The organism is Serratia sp. P2ACOL2, from assembly GCF_003691565.1.
Lineage (GTDB): Bacteria > Pseudomonadota > Gammaproteobacteria > Enterobacterales > Enterobacteriaceae > Serratia > Serratia liquefaciens.
On the sequence record NZ_CP033162.1, the window covers coordinates 1009631 to 1029660 of the forward strand.

20 protein-coding genes are annotated in these 20030 nt (G+C 56.0%); 1 reads left to right on the forward strand and 19 read right to left on the reverse strand.

The window, feature by feature from the left end; translation table 11 throughout:
* Positions 1-47: 47 nt before the first annotated feature.
* The 13 genes from lipA to leuS all read right to left on the reverse strand — a co-directional run bounded on the left by lipA (position 48) and on the right by leuS (position 13660).
* On the reverse strand, positions 48-1013 hold the full coding sequence (lipA, locus tag EBA31_RS04790; protein ID WP_020825611.1) for a lipoyl synthase: 966 nt from the start codon (positions 1011-1013) through the stop codon (positions 48-50).
* Positions 1006-1674, reverse strand: a complete 669-nt coding sequence (gene lipB / locus EBA31_RS04795; protein ID WP_020825612.1) for a lipoyl(octanoyl) transferase LipB — start codon at positions 1672-1674, stop codon at positions 1006-1008. The genes lipA and lipB overlap by 8 nt, the downstream gene beginning before the upstream one ends.
* Positions 1675-1932: 258 nt before the next feature.
* Positions 1933-2196: a DUF493 family protein YbeD gene (gene ybeD, locus EBA31_RS04800; protein WP_020825613.1), complete on the reverse strand. Its 264-nt coding sequence runs from the start codon at positions 2194-2196 to the stop codon at positions 1933-1935.
* A 111-nt stretch (positions 2197-2307) separates the two neighbouring features.
* Positions 2308-3519 (reverse strand): D-alanyl-D-alanine carboxypeptidase DacA, encoded by a 1212-nt coding sequence (dacA, locus tag EBA31_RS04805; RefSeq protein ID WP_020825614.1) that lies wholly within the window; start codon positions 3517-3519, stop codon positions 2308-2310.
* A gap of 177 nt (positions 3520-3696) precedes the next feature.
* Positions 3697-4773 carry an endolytic peptidoglycan transglycosylase RlpA gene (gene rlpA / locus EBA31_RS04810; RefSeq protein ID WP_122077575.1) on the reverse strand — a complete coding sequence of 359 codons (1077 nt, stop codon included), beginning with the start codon at positions 4771-4773 and terminating at the stop codon, positions 3697-3699.
* A 10-nt stretch (positions 4774-4783) separates the two neighbouring features.
* Positions 4784-5896 (reverse strand): peptidoglycan glycosyltransferase MrdB, encoded by a 1113-nt coding sequence (gene mrdB / locus EBA31_RS04815; RefSeq protein WP_020825616.1) that lies wholly within the window; start codon positions 5894-5896, stop codon positions 4784-4786.
* Between the two features lie 8 nt (positions 5897-5904).
* A complete protein-coding gene (gene mrdA / locus EBA31_RS04820) occupies positions 5905-7800 on the reverse strand; it encodes a peptidoglycan DD-transpeptidase MrdA (protein ID WP_020825617.1) in 1896 nt (631 codons plus the stop codon).
* 38 nt (positions 7801-7838) lie between these two features.
* A complete protein-coding gene (gene rlmH / locus EBA31_RS04825; protein WP_004949595.1) occupies positions 7839-8309 on the reverse strand; it encodes a 23S rRNA (pseudouridine(1915)-N(3))-methyltransferase RlmH in 471 nt (156 codons plus the stop codon).
* A 3-nt stretch (positions 8310-8312) separates the two neighbouring features.
* Positions 8313-8630 (reverse strand): ribosome silencing factor, encoded by a 318-nt coding sequence (rsfS, locus tag EBA31_RS04830; RefSeq protein WP_020825618.1) that lies wholly within the window; start codon positions 8628-8630, stop codon positions 8313-8315.
* Positions 8631-8819: 189 nt separating this feature from the next.
* Positions 8820-9482, reverse strand: a complete 663-nt coding sequence (gene nadD, locus EBA31_RS04835; RefSeq protein WP_122077577.1) for a nicotinate-nucleotide adenylyltransferase — start codon at positions 9480-9482, stop codon at positions 8820-8822.
* Positions 9472-10506, reverse strand: a complete 1035-nt coding sequence (gene holA / locus EBA31_RS04840; RefSeq protein WP_020825620.1) for a DNA polymerase III subunit delta — start codon at positions 10504-10506, stop codon at positions 9472-9474. Before holA ends, nadD begins: the two co-directional genes overlap by 11 nt.
* Complete coding sequence (gene lptE / locus EBA31_RS04845) at positions 10503-11063, reverse strand: LPS assembly lipoprotein LptE (protein ID WP_122077579.1); 561 nt, start codon at positions 11061-11063, stop codon at positions 10503-10505. Before lptE ends, holA begins: the two co-directional genes overlap by 4 nt.
* Before the next feature lie 14 nt (positions 11064-11077).
* A complete protein-coding gene (leuS, locus tag EBA31_RS04850) occupies positions 11078-13660 on the reverse strand; it encodes a leucine--tRNA ligase (RefSeq protein WP_122077581.1) in 2583 nt (860 codons plus the stop codon).
* Between the two features lie 388 nt (positions 13661-14048).
* Between leuS and EBA31_RS04855 the strand changes: the two genes are divergently transcribed.
* Complete coding sequence (locus EBA31_RS04855; protein WP_046374288.1) at positions 14049-14531, forward strand: zinc ribbon-containing protein; 483 nt, start codon at positions 14049-14051, stop codon at positions 14529-14531.
* Positions 14532-14585: 54 nt separating this feature from the next.
* Here EBA31_RS04855 and EBA31_RS04860 read toward each other — a convergent pair whose 3' ends face one another.
* From EBA31_RS04860 to EBA31_RS04885, 6 genes are all read right to left on the reverse strand, one after another.
* On the reverse strand, positions 14586-15278 hold the full coding sequence (locus EBA31_RS04860; protein ID WP_122077583.1) for an FMN-dependent NADH-azoreductase: 693 nt from the start codon (positions 15276-15278) through the stop codon (positions 14586-14588).
* Between the two features lie 146 nt (positions 15279-15424).
* Complete coding sequence (rihA, locus tag EBA31_RS04865) at positions 15425-16357, reverse strand: pyrimidine-specific ribonucleoside hydrolase RihA (protein WP_122077585.1); 933 nt, start codon at positions 16355-16357, stop codon at positions 15425-15427.
* Positions 16358-16474: 117 nt separating this feature from the next.
* Positions 16475-17200, reverse strand: a complete 726-nt coding sequence (locus EBA31_RS04870; protein ID WP_020825626.1) for an amino acid ABC transporter ATP-binding protein — start codon at positions 17198-17200, stop codon at positions 16475-16477.
* Positions 17200-17874 carry a glutamate/aspartate ABC transporter permease GltK gene (gene gltK / locus EBA31_RS04875; RefSeq protein ID WP_020825627.1) on the reverse strand — a complete coding sequence of 225 codons (675 nt, stop codon included), beginning with the start codon at positions 17872-17874 and terminating at the stop codon, positions 17200-17202. The genes EBA31_RS04870 and gltK overlap by 1 nt, the downstream gene beginning before the upstream one ends.
* Complete coding sequence (locus tag EBA31_RS04880) at positions 17874-18614, reverse strand: amino acid ABC transporter permease (protein ID WP_017891917.1); 741 nt, start codon at positions 18612-18614, stop codon at positions 17874-17876. Before EBA31_RS04880 ends, gltK begins: the two co-directional genes overlap by 1 nt.
* Before the next feature lie 211 nt (positions 18615-18825).
* Positions 18826-19722: an amino acid ABC transporter substrate-binding protein gene (locus EBA31_RS04885; RefSeq protein WP_122077587.1), complete on the reverse strand. Its 897-nt coding sequence runs from the start codon at positions 19720-19722 to the stop codon at positions 18826-18828.
* Between the last annotated feature and the right edge of the window lie 308 nt (positions 19723-20030).

Below are 20030 nucleotides of genomic sequence, written 5' to 3' on the forward strand. Positions count from 1 at the left end.
TTTTTTGCCGTTTCCGCAGGGTGAAACGTAACAAATCATTGCTGCGATTACTTCACTTCCATCCCTTTTGCCTGCAAATCGGCATGGTAGGAGGAACGAACAAACGGACCGCAGGCTGCATGGGTAAAGCCCATTGCCATCGCTTCTTCTTTCATTTCATCGAATTCGGCCGGGCTGACGTAACGCTGCACCGGCAGGTGATGACGGCTTGGCTGCAAATACTGGCCCAAGGTCAACATGGTGACGCCATGGCGACGCAGATCGCGCATAACCTCAACGATTTCCGCATTGGTTTCCCCCAGGCCGACCATCAGGCCAGACTTGGTTGGGATATGCGGATGCGCTTCCTTGAACCGTTCCAGCAGCTTCAGTGACCACTCGTAGTTGGCGCCCGGACGCACCTGGCGATAAACACGCGGCACGTTTTCCAGATTGTGGTTAAACACATCCGGCGGCGTTTCGGTCAGAATTTCCAGTGCGCGATCCATACGGCCGCGGAAGTCAGGCACCAGGGTTTCAATCTTGATGGTTGGGTTTTTCGCGCGGATGGCAGCGATGCAGTCGGCAAAGTGCTGGGCACCGCCGTCACGCAGGTCGTCGCGGTCAACCGAGGTGATCACCACATAGCGCAGGCCCATATCGGCGATGGTCTGAGCCAGTTTCTCCGGCTCGTTGGCATCCGGGGCTACCGGACGACCGTGGGCTACGTCGCAGAACGGGCAACGACGAGTACAGATTGCGCCCAGGATCATAAAGGTCGCGGTGCCGTGGTTGAAACACTCAGACAGGTTCGGGCAGGAAGCTTCCTCGCACACCGAATGCAGACCGTTTTTACGCATTGCGGCTTTAATGCCCTGAATGCGCGTAGAGTCGGCAGGGAGTTTGATTTTCATCCACTCGGGTTTACGCAATAGCTCCTGCCGTTCGGTGACCACCGTTTTAATCGGGATCAACGCCATTTTGTCTGCATCGCGGTATTTGACGCCGCGTTCCATCTGAATTGGTTTACTCATAATCGTGCAGGTTCCAGTTACGAAGCTCGACCTTCGGGTAGCCGAGTAAATGAACAAATTCCTGTACCAGGACGGGGTGTACGTCTTCTATGCCGACGCCGGGCGCCAGCGCGCTGACCTGCGCCATCTGCATGCCGGCGTAACCGCAAGGGTTGATACGCTGGAAAGGGGTGAGATCCATGGCCACATTCAGGGCCAGGCCGTGGAATGAACTGCCTTTGCGGATCCGCAAACCCAACGAACAGATCTTTTGCTCCCCCACGTAAACACCGGGCGCATCCGGACGGGCACGCGATTCAATGTGAAAGTGGGCGAGGGTATTAATAACGGTATCTTCGATAGCCGTGACCAGTTGGCGAACGCCAACCTTGCTGCGTTTCAGATCGACCATCACGTACATCACCTGTTGCCCCGGCCCGTGGTAGGTTACCTGGCCACCGCGATCGCTTTGGATCACCGGAATGTCACCCGGCATTAACAGATGCTCCGCTTTACCGGCCTGGCCCTGAGTAAATACGGGCTGATGCTGAACCAACCACAGCTCATCGGGCGTGGCTTCGGTTCGGCGATCGGTGAAGTTGTGCATGGCTTGGGATACAGGCTCGTAGGGCTGCAACCCCAGCTGACGCAAAATGATCTTGTCTGGTTGCAAAAGAGTCATCGTCAGGTTACAGAAGTGGTAAAGCCATTATACCGGGCGCTCTGGCCCGCGACCAGCATTTATACCCTTCATGCTTGAAGCTGCCTCTGTGTTGGCCACGCTTTCTCACCCGAATCACTTACTTAAGTAAGCTCAGCGGGATTCGGCCGCTTGCCGCCTTGATGCAGCTCCAATCCTTTTGGGATAGCTGACTCAAAATGCGCAACCCGGGCAGAGGATGCTCTGGCCCGGGTTGAAAAGCAGAGGATTGTGCTGGAATTACAGCACCATGCGGACAATTTCAAGGTTGCCCAACTCATCATATAAGGTTTCCACCTGGTCAATATGGGTGGCATTGATGGTGATGGACACGGAGTGGTAATTGCCTTTGCTGCTAGGTTTAACCTGCGGGTTATAGTCCCCAGGAGCGTGGCGCTGCACCACTTCAACCACCTGGTCTACCAGCTCGGGTTGTGCCAGGCCCATTACCTTGTAGGTAAATGAGCAAGGGAATTCGAGCAGTTCGTTCAGTTTAGTTTTCATGTGCGCTCCAGAGTGCGGCTATCGATATAGCGAGTCTATAAATTATAACTCCCGCCGGAGCGGGAGTTAATGTTAATCAGTATATGGGGGCAATTTTGCCCATTTCAACTGTTAACCGAACCAGTGGTGGAACATCAGTTTGATGTAATCGACGATACGGCTGAAGAAACCGCCTTCTTTCACTTCGTTCATCACTACCAGCGGACGCTGGTCGATGGTTTTACCGTCCAACTGGAAGTTGATGCTGCCGACAACCTGGTTTTTAGCCAGTGGCGCATGAATTTCCGGGGTGTTCAGCACGTAGCTGGCTTTAAGATCTTTCATGCGGCCGCGTGGGATGGTCAGGTAAACGTCTTTGTCTACGCCCAACTCAACGCGATCTGCATCGCCGAACCAGACTGGCTCAGACGCAAACTCTTTGCCTACTTTCAGTGGCGCAACGGTTTCGAAGAAGCGGAAGCCCCAGGTCAGCAGTTTCTTGCTCTCGGTTTCGCGGCCCTTGTAAGTACGACCGCCCAGCACTGCGGAGATCAGACGCATCTGGCCTTCGGTCGCAGAAGCCACCAGGTTATAGCCCGCGGCGTCGGTATGGCCGGTTTTGATGCCGTCCACGTTCAGGCTGGTATCCCACAGCAGACCGTTACGGTTCATCTGGCGGATATTGTTGAAGGTGAACTCTTTTTCTTTATAAATCGCGTATTCGTCCGGCACGTCGCGGATCAGCGCCTGGCCGATCAACGCCATATCGCGTGCGGAGCTGTACTGACCCTGTGCGTCCAGGCCGTGTACCGTTTGGAAGTGGGTGTTCTGCAGGCCCAGCTTGCTGACGTAGGTGTTCATCAGGTTAACGAATGCGTCCTGGCTGCCGGCCACGTAGTCGGCCATGGCCACACAGGCGTCGTTACCTGACTGCAGGTTGATGCCGCGGGTCAGCTTGGAGACCGGTACGCGGTCGCCAGGCTTGAGGAACATCAGGGAAGACCCTTTGAATACCGGGTTGCCGGTTGCCCAGGCGTCTTGACCTACGGTCACCAGATCTTCCTGGCCGATTTTGCCTGCTTTCAGCGCTTGACCGATGACGTAGCTGGTCATCATTTTTGTCAGGCTGGCAGGGTCACGGCGCGCATCGGCGTTCATCTCCGCCAAAACTTTACCGGAATTGTAATCAATCAGGACGTAGGATTCCGCATCGATCTGCGGCACGCCTGGGATCATGGTCTTGATATTAACGTCATCGGCATGCGCAACGGTGGTTGCACTCATCGCGATAACGGTGCCGAGCGCTATGCTCTTGATTAAGCGAAAAGAAGTTACTTGTTTCATGATCGAGACTACAACATCCATGAGGGTAAAGTTAAAAAACGAGCCACACTATAACAGATGAGATCCTGGCAGGCATTAGTCAATCCTCTGACTTATCACGCTTTACAAGCTTTTGCTGAAAGAAAATGTTTCAGCTAAAAATCAGCTTATCGGTCGCGATTGCCCGCCGGTCTATGTTTAGGGTGCGGCAGTGACAAAAGATTGTTGCTGCGCTTCAGTGGCCAGACGCTGCTGCAACTGAGCCGCTTGCTGACGGTCGCTGAACGGGCCGAGCTGTACGCGGTAGACGCTGCCGTTGGCGGCAACCTTACCCGGTACACCGAATTTTTGGCTCAGGCTTTGCTGCCAGCTTTGCGCGCGCTCGGCACTGCTCAGCGCGCCGACCTGCACCACATAGCCGCCTGTTGAAGAGGCACTGCTTGCTGCAACGGCGGCGGTCGCGGCGACCGGTGCGGCAATGGCGGCGGGTTCAGGCTCTGAGCCTTCCAACACGCCGGCCGGTACGGCGCTTGGCGCGCCGAGGAAGCCGCTGCGGCTATTGCCGGCGCTGCTTGCCGGAGCCACGTCGCCGGTGTTCAGGCTGCCGTTGTCAATCGGGCGCACGGCGGCACCGCTGGCTACTGGGACGTCCTGTTGAATGGGAGTTCCCATGCTGCTGGAGCCCAGATCCGGGCGAGCGGGCAGGGCATAGCTTTGTTTGGCGACGGTAGTGCCGATGGTGCCAGGGCCACTGAGGGTGCCATCCGGGGCAACGTTGATGAAATCAACCTTGACCTTGGTGTTATTGGACAGGTTCAGACGATCGGCGACGGCTCGTGACAAATCGATGATGCGACCTTTGGTGTAAGGCCCGCGATCGTTAACGCGCACTACCAGTTGGCGACCGTTGGCCAGGTTGGTCACGCGTACGTAGCTTGGGATCGGCAGCGTCGGGTGTGCGGCGGTCAGGCCGTTAGGATCAAACTGTTCCCCCAGCGCGGTGGTATTCCCCCTGGCTTCTTCGCCATAGGAACTGGCCAGACCGGTCTGCGAGAAGTTCTGAGGATCTTTTACAATGCGGTAAGTGTCGCCATTAACCTTATAATCCTGCAGGTTATTAGGGGTATAGGGTTCATATTGAGGCTCAACGCCACCGATTTCCACCACCGGTCCGTTATACGGCTGCTGCGGCGGCGCTTGCTGTTCCGTGGTCGGGGCGGTACAGGCGGAAAGCAATACCGCGACTACGCCGACCCAAAGCCATTCCTTACGCATTACTCACCTCTTATAAACTTTTAGACATCATTTTCCGATGCGTGTGGATCGACATGATAATGCCGAACCCAGCCATAAGCACAATCAGCGCCGAACCCCCGTAACTGACCAGAGGCAAAGGTACGCCAACTACCGGTAAAATACCACTGACCATACCAATGTTAACAAACACATAAACGAACAAAATCAGCATCAGCCCGCCGACCATCACTCGACCGAAGGTGGTTTGCGCCTTGGCGGCGATCATCAGACCGCGGATGATCACCAGCAGGTATAGCGCCAGCAGCACCAGTACCCCGACCAGCCCCAGCTCCTCGGCCAGCACCGCAAAGATAAAGTCGGTGTGGCGTTCCGGCAGAAATTCCAGCTGTGACTGGGTACCATGCAGCCAGCCTTTACCGGACAGACCGCCTGAGCCGATAGCAATTTTCGACTGAATAATGTGGTAGCCGGCGCCAAGGGGGTCGGTTTCCGGATCGAGCAGCATCATAACGCGGTCGCGCTGATAGCCGTGCATCAGGAAGAACCACAGCACCGGGATAAAGGCCGCCAGCAGCACGGCGGCTACGGCGATCAGCTTCCAGCTCATGCCGGACAGGAATAGCACGAACAGGCCGGAGGCGGCGATCAGAATCGAGGTGCCCAAATCCGGCTGTGCGGCAACCAGCAGCGTAGGCAGGAAAATCAGTACCAGCGCAATCGCCGTATTCTTCAGAGAAGGGGGGCAGACGTCGCGGTTCATAAAGCGCGCTACCATCAGCGGTACCGCGATTTTGGCGATCTCTGACGGCTGGAAACGCACGAAGCCGAGATCCAGCCAGCGCTGGGCGCCTTTACTGATCTGGCCGAAAGCGTCTACCAAAATCAGCAGTATCACGCAGAAAATATACAGATACGGTGCCCAGCTTTCATAGACCCGCGGCGGGATTTGCGCCATGACGGCCATGACGATCAACCCCATGACAATCTGGCCGATCTTGCGCTCCATCATGCCGATGTCCTGGCCGCTTGCGCTCCACATCACGAAAGCGCTGTAGACCAGCAGGGCCAGAATTAACAGCAGGAATGTGGGGTCGATATGGATTTTGGTCCAGATCGACGCTTTTTGTTGGCTTTCAGTCATGTTCTACCTTAATCACCTTCTACACCAGGCGGCAGCGGAGCCGCGTCCGGTAATTGCGTATTGTTGTCGCCCAGCAAGATATGGTCGAGGATCTGACGAGTGATCGTCCCGACCGCTGGACCTGCACCGCCGTTTTCCAGAATGATGGCGACCGAAACCGTCGGATTATCGAAGGGAGCGAAGGCCGTCATCAGTTTGTGGTCACGCAGGTGCTCTGCGAGTTTGTGGGCGTTATAGGTTTCGTAACCGAATACCTGTGCGGTCCCCGATTTCGCCGCGGCTTTGTATGGCGTACCTGCAAAGTACTTGCGTGCCGTCCCATTTGGGCGGTTGGCCACGCCATACATGCCGTCTTTGGCAATTTCCCAGAAGCCGGAATGAATATCGCCGATCTGCGTGCTCTCTTCCTGCTGGAAAGGCACCAGCACGCCATTGATACGGGTGCTCTGCAGCAGGTGCGGCGTTTTGACGTTGCCGTCGTTAATCAGGGTGGTCAGCGCCTTGGCCATCTGGATCGGCGTCGCCGTCCAATAACCCTGGCCGATACCTACCGGAATGGTGTCGCCCTGATACCAGGGTTTTTTATAGCGCTTGAATTTCCAGTCACGAGTCGGCATCAGGCCTGAACGCTCTTCTGACAGATCGATGCCGGTATATTCGCCGTAACCGAACTTGGTCAGCCAGGTTGAAAGGCGATCGATGCCCATGTCGTAAGCGACCTGATAGAAGAAGGTATCCGCGGACTCTTCCAACGCTTTGGTGACGTTCAGGCGGCCGTGGCCCCATTTTTTCCAGTCGCGGAAGCGTTTTTCCGAGCCGGGCAATTGCCACCAGCCGGGATCGAAGACGATGGTGTTCTTGGTGATCACCCCGGCGCTGAGCGCCGAAACGGAAATATACGGCTTCACCGTGGAGGCGGGTGGGTAGAGCCCTTGCGTGGCACGGTTGATCAGCGGCCGGTTCGGATCGTTGAGCAGCCCTTGGTAATCCTTGCTGGAGATGCCGTCGACGAACAGGTTCGGGTCATAGCTGGGGTTGGACACCATAGCCAGAATGCCGCCGGTGCGCGGATCGCTCACCACCACTGCCGCACGGCTGCCCACCAGCAACTGCTCGATATAGCGCTGCAGGTTGAGATCCAGCGTTAGATAGACGTCTTTGCCGGCGGAAGGCGGTTGCTCATGCAATTGGCGGATCACCCGGCCACGGTTGTTGACTTCAACCTCTTCGTAGCCGGTTTTGCCATGCAGGGTTTCTTCGTAATAGCGTTCGATGCCCAGCTTGCCGATGTCGTGCGTCGCGGCGTAGTTGGCCAGCTTGCCGTCTTTATCCAGGCGTTCGACGTCACGGTCGTTGATCTTCGACACGTAGCCGATCACATGGGTCAGGGCGGAACCGTAAGGGTAATAGCGACGCTGGTAGCCTTTGACCTCTACGCCGGGGAAGCGGAACTGGTTAACCGCAAAACGCGCCACCTGCACTTCGCTCAGGGCGGTTTTCACCGGGATAGAGACGAAACGGCGCGAGCGCTTGCGCTCTTTTTCGAAGTTGGTGATGTCATCATCGGTCAAATCGACCACCGAACGCAGCGCCTGTAGCGTGGCTTTCAGGTCATCGACCTTTTCCGGCATCAACTCCAGTTGGTAGATGGTGCGGTTGAGCGCCAGCGGAGTGCCGTTGCGATCGTAAATAATGCCGCGGCTGGGCGCGATCGGCACCAGTTTGATGCGGTTTTCGTTGGAGCGGGTGCGGTAATCCTCAAAGCGGACGATTTGCAGGTTATACAGATTGGCGATGAGGGTGCCGGTCAGCACCAGGATGACCAAGAACGCCACCAGGGCGCGGCGTACAAACAGGGCGGATTCGGCCGTATAGTCGCGAAAAGGGTTACGTTCTATTTTCATCCCGCTGCTTTATTTCACTCTGTCACTATTACCACCGGTTATTCCCGGTGGTAAGGATGATTTGTTGTAATGCTCCAGGCGCGATAGAGGCTTTCGGCCACCAGCACGCGCACTAAAGGATGCGGTAATGTCAACGGTGAGAGCGACCAACTCTGTTCGGCGGCGGCCTTACACGCCGGGGCCAGCCCTTCCGGACCGCCAATCAGCAGGCTGACGTTGCGGCCGTCCTGCTTCCAGCGTTCGAGTTGTTGCGCCAACTGCGGCGTTTCCCACGGCGTACCGGGAATATCCAGCGTGACAATGCGATTGCCTTTGCCTACCGCAGCCAGCATCTGCTCGCCTTCCTTTTCCAGAATGCGTTTGATATCGGCATTCTTGCCGCGCTTGCCCGCCGGGATTTCGGTCAGCTCAAACGGCATGTCTTTCGGAAAGCGGTGCAGATAATCCATAAAGCCGGTCTGCACCCAGTCTGGCATTTTAGTGCCGACGGCTACCAGTTGCAGTTTCACCGCTTAGCTCCAGAGTTTTTCCAGCTCGTACAACTGACGGCTCTCTTCCTGCATCACGTGAACGATCACGTCACCCAGGTCGACAACGATCCAGTCGGAGGCTTCCTGGCCTTTCATGCCGAACAGTTCCATACCGGCGGTGCGGGCTTCCTGCACCAGGTGGTTGGCGATCGACATCACGTGACGGGTAGAGGTCCCGGTGCAGATGATCATGCAATCGGTGATGCTGGATTTGTCTTGTACATCCAGAGCGATAATGTCTTGGCCTTTCAGGTCATCAATTTTATCGATGACGAAATCTTGGAGCGCTTTACCTTGCAAAGGTTCCCCCTCGGGTGTGTTCTGTTCATTCGACTGCGGCGGGCAGCTTGCCCGTTTTGCGGCCTGAATCAATGATAAGTCGGCAGGATGCCGCTGAAAGCCAGCTGGTGACTGCCCGGCCAGCTAAGGATTCCGGGGTTTTCAGCGAATACCTGAAAAATAGCGGCGCAGTATATCACGCGGCTGTTGCTAGCGATATAAACCCTGTAACTCGATATAGCGCTGTACTGAACGCGGCAACAGGTCGTCACAGTTGAGTCCCTGATGGCGGCGCTGACGAATTTCCGTGGCCGAAATCTCCAGCTGTGGCGTATCGGCCAGATAAATAAATCCGTGAGGATGCCGGCTGAGCTGGGCGGGATCGCTCACCTGATGTTGCTCCAGCCACTGCTGTAACTCAGGCGTATCCATGCGATCGTTGTAACCAGGGCGAGCGAGCACCAGCAGATGACAGGTATCCAGCAGCGACTGCCAGCGGTGCCATTTGTGCAGCGTCAACAGCGAGTCCTGGCCAATGATAAACGCCAGAGGCAAGGCGGCGCCACGTTCTTTACGAATGGCTTCCAGCGTCTCGATGGTATAGGAAGGGGTGGTGCGATGCAGTTCACGATCGTCAACCGCAAACAGCGGGTTACCGGCAATGGCCAATTCCACCATTTTCAACCGTTGCTGAGCGTTCGCTTCGGGCTGAGGGCGGTGCGGCGGAACATGGTTCGGCAGCAGCGTGACCCGGTTCAGACCAACCTCTGCGGCCAGCGCTTCCACCGGCCGCAGATGGCCGTAATGGATAGGGTCGAAGGTGCCGCCAAACAGGGCGTGCAGAACGGGAGTGTCTTGCGGATTAGTGGACATCTGAAAAACTCGTGGCCAGAGGTTTGCCGCACAGCAGCATCGACAGGGTTTCCAATTCAGACCAGACCGACTGGCCGTAATCCTGCTTAAGGGTGATTTCTATCTGCGCGAGCAGATGAACCGCTTGCCGCAGCTGGGTGCCGGACAGCCGTTGCAGTGCCTGGGTTACCAGGTTACGGCGGTTTTGCCAAACCTTGTATTGATCGAATAGCGTACGCAAAGGCACTGTCGCCATGCGGCGTTGCAGGTTGAGCAACTGCAGCAGTTCCCGTTGCAGGGTTCGCAGCAGGATCACTGGCTCGACATCTTCCTGCTGCATCTGCTGCAGGATATGCCAGGCGCGTTTGCTTTTTCCGGCCAACAGGGCGTCAAGCCAGTGGAATGGTGTGAAGTGGGCTGCATCATTTACCGCCAGTTCAACGCGCGGCAGCGTGAGTTTGCCATCCGGGTGCAGCAACGACAGTCGCTCCAGCGCCTGCGACAGCGCCAGCAGGTTGCCTTCGTAGCAGTAACACAGCAGTTGGTTTGCCGCGTCGTCCAGTTCCAGCTTCAGGGTTTTGGCTCGTTGAGCGACCCAGCGGGGGAGCTGCGCCTGTTCCGGCGTCTGGCAACTGACGTAAGCGCCGTGCGGGCTGAGCGCCTTGAACCAGGCACTGTTTTCTTGCGCTTTGGTCAGGCGTGGCCCACGCAGCATCAGCAAAATGTCGTCATGCAGCAGTGCGGCCAGTTTGATCAGCTGTTCGCCGATCGGTGCCGTCGGCCCGTTCTCAGGGAAGATCAGCAGCAGCGTCTGACGGCTGGCGAACAGGCTCATGGCCTGACAGATGCTGAAGATGGCATCCCAATCGGTATGGGCGTCGAGCGAAATGCTGTAATGCTCGGTGAACTGCTGCTCTTGGGCCGCGTGGCGGATCAGATCCTGGCTTTCCTGCAGCAGCAGCGGCTCGTTGCCGGTCAATAAATAACAAGCGCGCAGCCCCTCTCGGAGCTGCGCGGCAAGTTGTTCAGGGTAAATACGAATCATTGATCTATGCGACTGGCCGCTTTTTCACCGGCGGCAGCGGCTTTCTGTTGGGTTTCTTCTTCCGCAGCGTGCACCGTCAGCAGCTTACGTACCAGCTGTTGGGCGGCCTGCTCGCGCATTTCCTGGCGAATAATGTCCTGTTCGGAATCTTTTGCCAATGCGGTCAACGGGTTATCGAAGAACGAACGGAAAACTTTAACGTTTAGCGGATACAGATCGTGACCCGGGATCAGCACCTGTGCCTGAACGGTCAGTACCATTTGGTACTCAGCGGTTTTACCGTCCTGGAAGATAGAGGCGGTATCCTGGCTCTCCGTGGCGCCAATGATGCGCAGGGAAGGGAGATCCTTACGTTTGGCATCCTTGACGATGGTCACGTCGCTGAGACGTAACTGCTCACGCACCGCGCGGGTCAGCGGACCATAAGGGTCCGAGCTGTCCAGCAGCAGCGTCTTCATTTCCGAAGGGACCTGCGTGGTACCACGCAGGTGAAAACCGCAGCCGGCGGTGACCAGCACCGCCAACCCCAGCAACAACGTCAGAATACGATGTCGCACAACGCCTCCTTGTGTTAACCCACAACCAGGTTAAGCAATTTGCCCGGAACATAGATCACTTTACGAACCGTGACCCCGTCCAGATATTTAGCGACCAGATGTTCCTCAGCGGCACGCGCACGTACCTGCTCTTCGGTTGCATCGGCAGCCACGGTGATTTTAGCGCGAACCTTACCGTTGACCTGCACCACCACCAGCTTGGAGTCTTCGACCATAGCCTGCTCGTCGGCTTGCGGCCAGGCTGCGGTATCCACATCGCCTTCACCGCCCAGCGCCTGCCACAGTGAGAAGCACACGTGCGGAGTGAACGGATACAGCATGCGAACGACTGCCAACAGCGCTTCCTGCAGCAGGGCGCGATCTTGCTCGCTCTCTTGCGGTGCACGGGCCAGCTTGTTCATCAGTTCCATCACGGCGGCAATCGCGGTGTTGAAGGTCTGACGACGGCCGATATCGTCGGTCACTTTGGCAATGGTTTTGTGCAGATCGCGGCGCAGCGCTTTCTGATCTTCGCTCAGCGTTGCCACGTTCAGCGGCTGAACGGCGCCTTTTTCCAGGTGTTCGTAGGCCAGTTTCCACACGCGTTTCAGGAAGCGGTTTGCCCCTTCTACGCCGGATTCCTGCCATTCCAGCGTCATTTCTGCCGGTGAAGCAAACATCATGAACAGACGGACGGTATCTGCGCCGTATTTCTCAACCATCACCTGCGGGTCGATGCCGTTGTTTTTCGACTTCGACATTTTGCTCATGCCAGCATAGACCAGTTCACGACCTTGTGGATCGGTGGCTTTGATAATGCGGCCTTTGTCATCACGTTCAACGTTGGCGTCGACCGGGGAAACCCAGACGCGTTCGCCGCTGTTGCCGGTGTAATAGAAGGCGTCTGCCAGCACCATGCCCTGGCACAGCAGGCGTTTTGCCGGCTCGTCGGAGTCGACCAGGCCAGCGTCACGCAGCAGCTTGTGGAAGAAGCGGAAATACATCAGGTGCATGATGGCGTGTTCGATGCCGCCGACATACTGATCGACCGGCAGCCAGTAGTTGGCAGCGGCTGGATCCAGCATCCCCTGGTCGTACTGCGGGCAGGTATAGCGCGCGTAGTACCAGGACGACTCCATAAAGGTGTCGAAGGTGTCGGTTTCGCGCAGCGCCGGTTGGCCGTTAACGGTGGTTTTCGCCCACTCGGGATCGGCTTTGATCGGGCTGGTAATGCCATCCATCACCACGTCTTCCGGCAGGATCACCGGCAGTTGGTCTTCTGGCGTTGGCATCACGGTACCGTCTTCCAGCGTGACCATCGGGATTGGTGCGCCCCAATAACGTTGGCGGGAAACGCCCCAGTCGCGCAGACGGTAGTTAACCTTGCGCTGACCAACGCCTTTGGCGACCAGTTTGTCGGCAATGGCGTTGAAACCGTCTTGGTGATCCAGACCGTCAAACTCGCCGGAGTTGAACAGCGTGCCTTTCTCGGTCATCGCTTCAGCTTGTACATCCGGTTGGCTGCCGTCGAGGGCCAGAACGACCGGTTTGATTGGCAGGTCGTATTTGGTGGCAAATTCCCAGTCGCGCTGATCGTGAGCCGGAACCGCCATCACCGCGCCGGTACCGTATTCCATCAGCACAAAGTTGGCGACCCAAATTGGCACTTGCTCGCCGGACAGCGGATGGATGGCGAACAGGCCGGTCGGCATGCCCTTTTTCTCCATCGTCGCCATTTCGGCTTCGGCCACTTTGGTGTTACGGCACTCTTCGATAAATTCAGCCAGCGCCGGGTTGTTCACCGCGCCTTGCTGCGCCAATGGGTGACCTGCGGCTACGGCCACGTAGGTCGCGCCCATAAAGGTGTCAGGACGGGTGGTGTAAACCGTCAGCTTTTCGTCGCTGCCCGCTACGTCAAAGGTGATATCCACCCCTTCGGAACGGCCAATCCAGTTGCGCTGCATGGTTTTGACCTGTTCTGGCCAGCTTTCCAGCGTGTCCAGATCGTTGAGCAGCTGATCGGCGTAGTCGGTGATTTTGATAAACCACTGTGGGATCTCTTTACGCTCAACCTTGGTGTCGCAGCGCCAGCAGCAGCCGTCGATCACCTGTTCGTTGGCCAGCACGGTCAGATCGTGCGGGCACCAGTTCACCGCGGAAGTCTTCTTGTAGACCAGGCCTTTTTCGTACAGCTTGGTGAAGAACCACTGTTCCCAACGGTAGTAGTCCGGATCGCAGGTGGCGATCTCGCGATCCCAGTCATAGCCGAAGCCCAGCAGTTTCAGCTGGTTCTTCATGTATTCGATATTGTCGTAGGTCCACGGAGCCGGTGCGGTGTTGTTTTTAACCGCAGCGCCTTCCGCCGGCAGGCCGAACGCATCCCAGCCAATAGGCTGTAGCACGTTTTTACCTAGCATGCGCTGGTAGCGCGAGATCACGTCGCCGATAGTGTAGTTACGAACGTGCCCCATGTGCAGACGGCCTGATGGGTACGGCAGCATGGATAGGCAGTAATACTTTTCCTTGCTCGCATCTTCGGTAACTTTGAAAGTTTGCTTCTCTTCCCAGTGAAGCTGTACGTTCGATTCTATGTCTTCTGGACGGTATTGCTCTTGCATGGCGGCTGGTGGTCCTGTAGGTGTAAAACAGCTCCCCCTTCATCTTTCAAGCCACAGCGTTGTTGGCTGCGTACACTCAACCCAGTCACTTACCTTTGTAAGCTCTTGGGTTTCACGTACTGGCCGCCTGGCCGTGACTCGAAACCTATCGGGGGGATTTCTGTAGCATTCTGTTGAGTACTTATAGATCCGCATAGCATAGCTGATAAGACCTCCCGGCAACAACACCAAGCGCCCGACTCGACGTATTTAAAAAATACCGGCCATGATAAGACTCACATCTTGAGGAAACCATGTCTTGCCAAGTGACATCAGCAATTTACGGCTAAAATGATAAGGGATAGTTTAGGAGGTAAGCCCAGTCACGTAAGTTCATCGAGGAGAGATTATGAACAAGGTTGCTCAGTACTACCGCGAATTGGTGGCATCTCTGACAGAACGCCTGAAAAATGGCGAGCGTGATATTGACTCGCTGGTCGCGAGCGCAGAAAAACGGCTAAGCGAAGCGGGTGAACTGACGCGCGACGAAGTTGAGCAGGTTACACAGGCGGTACGGCGCGATCTGGAAGAGTTCGCTCGCAGTTATCAGGAGAGCCGGGACGAGTTTACCGACAGCGTTTTCATGCGGGTCATCAAGGAGAGCCTGTGGCAGGAGCTGGCGGATATTACCGACAAAACTCAGTTGGAATGGCGCGAGGTGTTCAAGGACGTCAGCCACCATGGCGTTTACCACAGCGGTGAGGTTGTCGGGCTGGGTAATCTGGTGTGCGAAAAATGCCACCATCATTTGGCGTTTTACACGCCGGAAGTGCTGCCGCTGTGCCCGAAATGCGGTCATGACCAGTTCCAGCGTCGGCCTTTCGAACCTTAAGCTTGCTGCGCGCCCTGGCCTCTCCGCTGGAAAAGCTCAGGGCAGGCGCTGCTCTTAGCCAAACAGTTTTTTCATCAGGTTGCCAAGAAAGCTTCCGCCAGCCGAGGCCGTAGCCACTTCAGCCTGCGGGGCTGTGTCGATTTTGGCCGGCACTTTCTGTGCCACCGCAACCCGGCTTTCCTGAGCGGCTTTTTCTGCTGCTTCAGGGCCGTAAGCAAAGCCTTCCGCCAGCACGAACTCGACGTCGGTAATGCCGATAAACGCCAGGAACAGCTTCAGGTACGGCGTGATCAGATCGGTTGGCGTATCCGCGTGGATACCGCCGCGGCTGGAGATCACAATCGCTTTCTTGCCGGTGACCAGACCTTCAGAGCCTTCAGAGGTGTAGCGGAAGGTTTGGCCAGCGCGCGCCACCAGATCGAAATAGATTTTCAACTGCGTCGGGATGTTGAAGTTGTACATCGGCGCGCTGATGATAATGGTGTCGTGCGATTTCAGCTCGGCGATCAGCTCATCGGAAAGTGTCAGCGTCTTTTGCTGATGCGGTGTTAAAGGTTTGTCACCGGCGCTAAACCCGCCAATCACTTCACCATCCAGCTCCGGCAGTGTCGGGTTGGCTAAGTCGCGAACCGTAAAGCTGTCATTGGGGTGTGCTTCACGCCACTGTTGAACAAAAAAATCGACTAATTTTCCAGACTGGGAGTAATCACCCAGGATACTTGATTTCAGGACCAGTATACGACTCATTGGGCTATCTCCAGGCTTGGTCTAAGGTGTCAGCGATGCTGTGCGTTTAACAGCATCTTAGAGGCAAGCCTGGGCCAGTGATAGCGTAAAAATTCGCTGAGTTAAATCAAAAATATTGAATGTCAGGGCGGTTTCCCGCCCGGTGGTCAATAGCGGGCTACGCGCTCGGCCAACAGATCGATAAAGCCTTCGCGATCGATATCGGTCAGCACTTCAACGTTGGCCGGCTTGCCGTTCTGGCCGAAGATATCCACTACGGTCATGCCGAGGGTATATTCCCCTTTGGTTTCCACGCCGACCCAGCGTTCGATACTGCCAAACAGCTGTGGTGCCAGCAGCCAGGCGATGGTGCAGGGGTCGTGCATCGCGGCACCGGGCAGCCCACGGGGATGGCTAAGGTACAGCGGCAGGTAGAAGTCGAGCATTTCGGCCACCGCCTGCGCCACCGGGTTGTTTATCTGACGGATGCGTTCGATATCCTGTGGCAGCACCAGCGCCTGGTGAGTCACGTTCAACCCTGCCATGGTCAGCGGCACGCCGGATTTCAACACCATTTCGGCGGCTTCGGGATCGACATAGATGTTGAACTCTGCCACCGGGGTGGTGTTGCCGGCATTCATACCTCCCCCCATAAACACGATGCGTTCAATGTTACCTTTCAGCTCTGGGTGTTGGGCCAGCAGCAGCGCGATATTGGTCATGGGGCCGGTGACCACCAGCGTGATCGGCTGCGCACTGCTGCGTAGCAGGCTGGCGATCAGCTCTACGGCAGTTTGCGCCACCGGCTGGATGGCGGGCGTTGGCAGATGGGTATTACCCATGCCGGTTTTGCCGTGAACGTAGTCGGCAATCACCAGGTCTCGCATCAACGGCGCGGCAGCACCGGCAGCGACGGGAATGTCTTCACGCTTCATCAACGTCAACAGACCCAGCGCATTGTGCAGGGTTTTTTCCGGCGTCTGGTTACCGGCGGAGGTGGTAATGGCTTTAACGTCCAATTCTGGTGAACTCAGCGCCATGGCAAGGGCAATGGCATCGTCCAGACCGGGGTCGCAATCGATAATGATAGGGCGGGGCATGTTTATCTCCTTATTTGTTATCCAATGAGCATCGGATCAAAATCGGAGAGAAACAAGTGCTTTTAGTGCCGGAAAGAGGGAATGAAACTGCGCCCCGGGCGGGGCGCAGGCGAGGCATCAGTGCAGGATTTTCGCCAGGAAGTCCTTCGCGCGTTCGGACTCCGGATTGTTGAAGAAGTCGTCTTTATTACGGTCTTCGACGATTTTGCCTTCATCCATAAAGATCACCCGGTTCGCCACTTTACGGGCAAAGCCCATCTCGTGGGTTACCACCATCATGGTCATGCCTTCATTGGCCAGTTCGACCATAACGTCCAGCACTTCGTTGATCATTTCCGGATCGAGCGCCGAAGTGGGCTCATCGAACAGCATGGCGATAGGATCCATGCACAGCGCTCGGGCTATAGCCACGCGTTGCTGCTGGCCGCCGGAAAGCTGGCCGGGGAACTTGTTGGCGTGTGCGGTCAGGCCGACGCGCTCCAGCAGTTTCAGGCCTTTCTCGCGCGAGGCGTCTTTGTCGCGTTTGAGCACTTTCACCTGCGCCAGCGTCAGGTTATCGATGATCGACAGGTGCGGGAAAAGCTCGAAGTGCTGGAATACCATACCGACCTTGGAACGCAGCTGCGCCAGATTGGTTTTCTTGTCGTTGACCGGAGTACCGTTCACCAGGATATTGCCCTGCTGGATCGGCTCCAGACCGTTGACGGTTTTGATCAGGGTAGACTTGCCCGAGCCTGAAGGACCGCAGACCACCACCACCTCGCCTTTTTTTACTTCGGTGGTGCAATCGGTCAGAACCTGAAAGTGACCGTACCACTTAGAAACATTTTTCAGGGATATCATCAAACAGTCCTTTTCTTCAAATAGCTTACCAGCGCCGAGGCGGCGAGACTGATAACAAAGTAGACAAAGCCGGCAAACAGGATCATTTCAACCTGGGTGCCGTCGCGCTCGCCAATGGTCGAGGCGGTACGGAAGAAGTCAGCCAGGCTCAGTACGTACACCAGGGAGGTATCCTGGAACAGTACGATGCCCTGGGTCAGCAGCAGCGGCACCATGGCGCGGAACGCCTGCGGCAGGATCACCAGCTTCATTGACTGCCATTGGGTCATGCCCAGTGCCAGCGCGGCGGAGGACTGGCCGCGTGAGATGCTGATGATACCGGCGCGGATAATTTCCGAGTAATAAGCCGCTTCAAACAGGGAAAAGGCTACCATAGCCGAGATCAGGCGAATATCGGTTTTCGGCGACAGCCCTAGAACCTGTTGTAATAAGCTTGGAACCACCAGGTAGAACCACAGCAGCACCATCACCAGCGGGACGGAGCGGAACAGGTTGACGTAAACGGCAGCGAACCAGCTGATCGGTTTGATGGGCGACAAGCGCATTACCGCCAGAACGGTTCCCCACAGAATACCGACGACGATGGCGGTCACGGTGATCTTCAGCGTGATCAACAGGCCCTGCAGCAGATAAGGGAAACTTGGGACAATCGATGCCCAGTCAAATTCGTACATTATTTACTCCCCAAGTTGCCGGGCAACTGCACTTTTCTCTCTACCAACCGCATAAACAGCATGATCACGGCGTTGATGGCGATATAGGCCAGCGTAATCGCGGTAAAGGATTCATAGGCATGCGCAGAGTAGTCCAGCAGTTTGCCGGCCTGGGCAGCCATGTCGACCAACCCGATAGTGGAAGCGATGGCAGAGTTTTTGACCAGGTTGAGCATTTCCGAGGTCATCGGCGGCACAATCACCCGGTAGGCATTCGGCAACAGCACGTAGCGGTAGGTTTGCGGCAGCGTCAGGCCCATCGCCAACCCGGCCGCTCTTTGACCGCGTGGCAGTGACTGAATGGCAGCACGTACCTGCTCGCAGACGCGAGCGGCGGTAAACAGCCCGAGGCACAGCATCGAGGAAACAAAGAATTGCACGTTAGGATCGAGTTCGGTTTTGAACCACATGCCGATATTCGCCGGCAGCAGTTCCGGGATCACCAGATACCAGGTAAAGAATTGGACGATCAGCGGCACATTACGGAACAGTTCGACGTAACAGGTACCGAGGGTGGAAAGAAAGCGGTTGGGCACGGTACGCAAAATACCGAATAGCGAACCGACAAAGAAAGCGATAATCCATGCACAGACGGAGAGGGCTACCGTGACCTGAAAGCCGGACCAAATCCAGCCGAGGTAGGTGGTATTCCCAAACGGGGCCTGCTGCAGGAAGATACCCCAGTTCCAATCTATTGACATAACAAACTCCGTTAAGCGGGCGCAGAGCGCCTAAAGATTGATGACTATTCAACGCCGAGGGCGCCGCGGCCAGTCGGGCTGACTTATGTGTGCGGGCATCGGTAATGCGTTATGGGAAAAATACGGGAGGGGAACGGCCTCCCGTATTCCTGTCTGTCCCAGCCATCAACAGGGCTGGTTTGGCCTGGCGGCCGCCCCAGCTCTTGTTCTATTAGTGCAATGCTTTATCGTTAGGCTCTTTGAACAGTTGCTTCATGTCGTCGGACAGTTCGAAGTTCATGTTGAGGTTCTTCGGTGGAATAGGCTGTTTGAACCACTTATCAAACCATTTTGTTGCTTCGCCTGAAGTTTGAGCCTGAGCGATGGTGTCATCGACCAGTTTCTTGAACTCAGGATCGTCTTTACGCAGCATACAGCCGTAGGCTTCTTTCGACTGCGGTGTGCCCAGAATTTCCCATTGGTCCGGCTTCTTCGCTTTCGCGCGTTCACCCGCCAGCAGGGCGTCATCCATCATAAAGGCTACTGCACGACCGCTTTCCAGGGTACGGAAGGAGTCGCCGTGGTCTTTGGCGCTGATGATGCGCATGTTCATCTTGCCGCTGTCGTTCAGTTTATTGAGCAGCACTTCAGAGGTGGTGCCTGAGGTCACCACGACAGGTTTGCCCGCCAGATCCTTGAAGTCTTTGACGTCAGAGCCTTTTTTCACCAGCAGACGGGTACCGACCACGAAGATGGTATCGGAGAAGGCCGCCTGTTTTTGGCGTTCGAGGTTGTTGGTGGTCGAGCCGCATTCGAAGTCAAAGGTGCCGTTTTGCAGCAGCGGGATACGGTTCTGTGAGGTGATCGGCAGCATTTTGACCTGCAGATCAGGAGCGTTCAGTTTTTTCTTAACCGCTTCAACGATTTGGTTGGAGTAGTCCTGGGAGTAACCCACAACTTTTTGCTGGTTGTCGTAGTAGGAGAACGGCACTGACGATTCGCGGTGGCCGACAACGATGACGCCGTTGTCTTTGATTTTCTTCAGCGTACCGGTCAGTTCTTCCGCATGGGCTACGTTACCTGCCATACCGATCAGCAGTAACGATAACGCCAATTTACGCATTTGCATGGTCCAACTCCTTTGCTGTTGTGGTGGCTCAAATTCAAAGAGCATCAGATTCTAAATGGAGATTTATTGCTCAAGTATAAAGATAGTCTTAGAACACATAACCGTTAGAAAATAGCCGATTGTGAATGGATTGAAACTAAAATGTTTCTTTTTTTGAGACGCCACGCGCACCAAATTAATGCAACAAAACCCCAATGCACCTTTGTGGTGCCGGTCATGCTCTTGAGTTGTGCACAGGTGCGACAAAACGTCAGTAAAAGTAAATCGGCTCTCCATAACAGAGTAATTAAAGCAAGGAGTGTGCCAGA

What these genes read in the sequence shown, in the direction of transcription:
- EBA31_RS04855 (WP_046374288.1), top strand. Translation starts at nt 14,049, where the DNA reads ATGAACAAGGTTGCTCAGTACTACCGCGAATTGGTGGCATCTCTGACA.
- holA (WP_020825620.1), bottom strand. Translation starts at nt 10,506, where the DNA reads ATGATTCGTATTTACCCTGAACAACTTGCCGCGCAGCTCCGAGAGGGG.
- rlpA (WP_122077575.1), bottom strand. Translation starts at nt 4,773, where the DNA reads ATGCGTAAGGAATGGCTTTGGGTCGGCGTAGTCGCGGTATTGCTTTCC.
- leuS (WP_122077581.1), bottom strand. Translation starts at nt 13,660, where the DNA reads ATGCAAGAGCAATACCGTCCAGAAGACATAGAATCGAACGTACAGCTT.
- mrdB (WP_020825616.1), bottom strand. Translation starts at nt 5,896, where the DNA reads ATGACTGAAAGCCAACAAAAAGCGTCGATCTGGACCAAAATCCATATC.
- lipA (WP_020825611.1), bottom strand. Translation starts at nt 1,013, where the DNA reads ATGAGTAAACCAATTCAGATGGAACGCGGCGTCAAATACCGCGATGCA.
- dacA (WP_020825614.1), bottom strand. Translation starts at nt 3,519, where the DNA reads ATGAAACAAGTAACTTCTTTTCGCTTAATCAAGAGCATAGCGCTCGGC.
- nadD (WP_122077577.1), bottom strand. Translation starts at nt 9,482, where the DNA reads ATGTCCACTAATCCGCAAGACACTCCCGTTCTGCACGCCCTGTTTGGC.
- gltK (WP_020825627.1), bottom strand. Translation starts at nt 17,874, where the DNA reads ATGTACGAATTTGACTGGGCATCGATTGTCCCAAGTTTCCCTTATCTG.
- EBA31_RS04860 (WP_122077583.1), bottom strand. Translation starts at nt 15,278, where the DNA reads ATGAGTCGTATACTGGTCCTGAAATCAAGTATCCTGGGTGATTACTCC.
- rihA (WP_122077585.1), bottom strand. Translation starts at nt 16,357, where the DNA reads ATGCCCCGCCCTATCATTATCGATTGCGACCCCGGTCTGGACGATGCC.
- lipB (WP_020825612.1), bottom strand. Translation starts at nt 1,674, where the DNA reads ATGACTCTTTTGCAACCAGACAAGATCATTTTGCGTCAGCTGGGGTTG.
- mrdA (WP_020825617.1), bottom strand. Translation starts at nt 7,800, where the DNA reads ATGAAAATAGAACGTAACCCTTTTCGCGACTATACGGCCGAATCCGCC.
- EBA31_RS04870 (WP_020825626.1), bottom strand. Translation starts at nt 17,200, where the DNA reads ATGATATCCCTGAAAAATGTTTCTAAGTGGTACGGTCACTTTCAGGTT.
- EBA31_RS04885 (WP_122077587.1), bottom strand. Translation starts at nt 19,722, where the DNA reads ATGCAAATGCGTAAATTGGCGTTATCGTTACTGCTGATCGGTATGGCA.
- EBA31_RS04880 (WP_017891917.1), bottom strand. Translation starts at nt 18,614, where the DNA reads ATGTCAATAGATTGGAACTGGGGTATCTTCCTGCAGCAGGCCCCGTTT.
- ybeD (WP_020825613.1), bottom strand. Translation starts at nt 2,196, where the DNA reads ATGAAAACTAAACTGAACGAACTGCTCGAATTCCCTTGCTCATTTACC.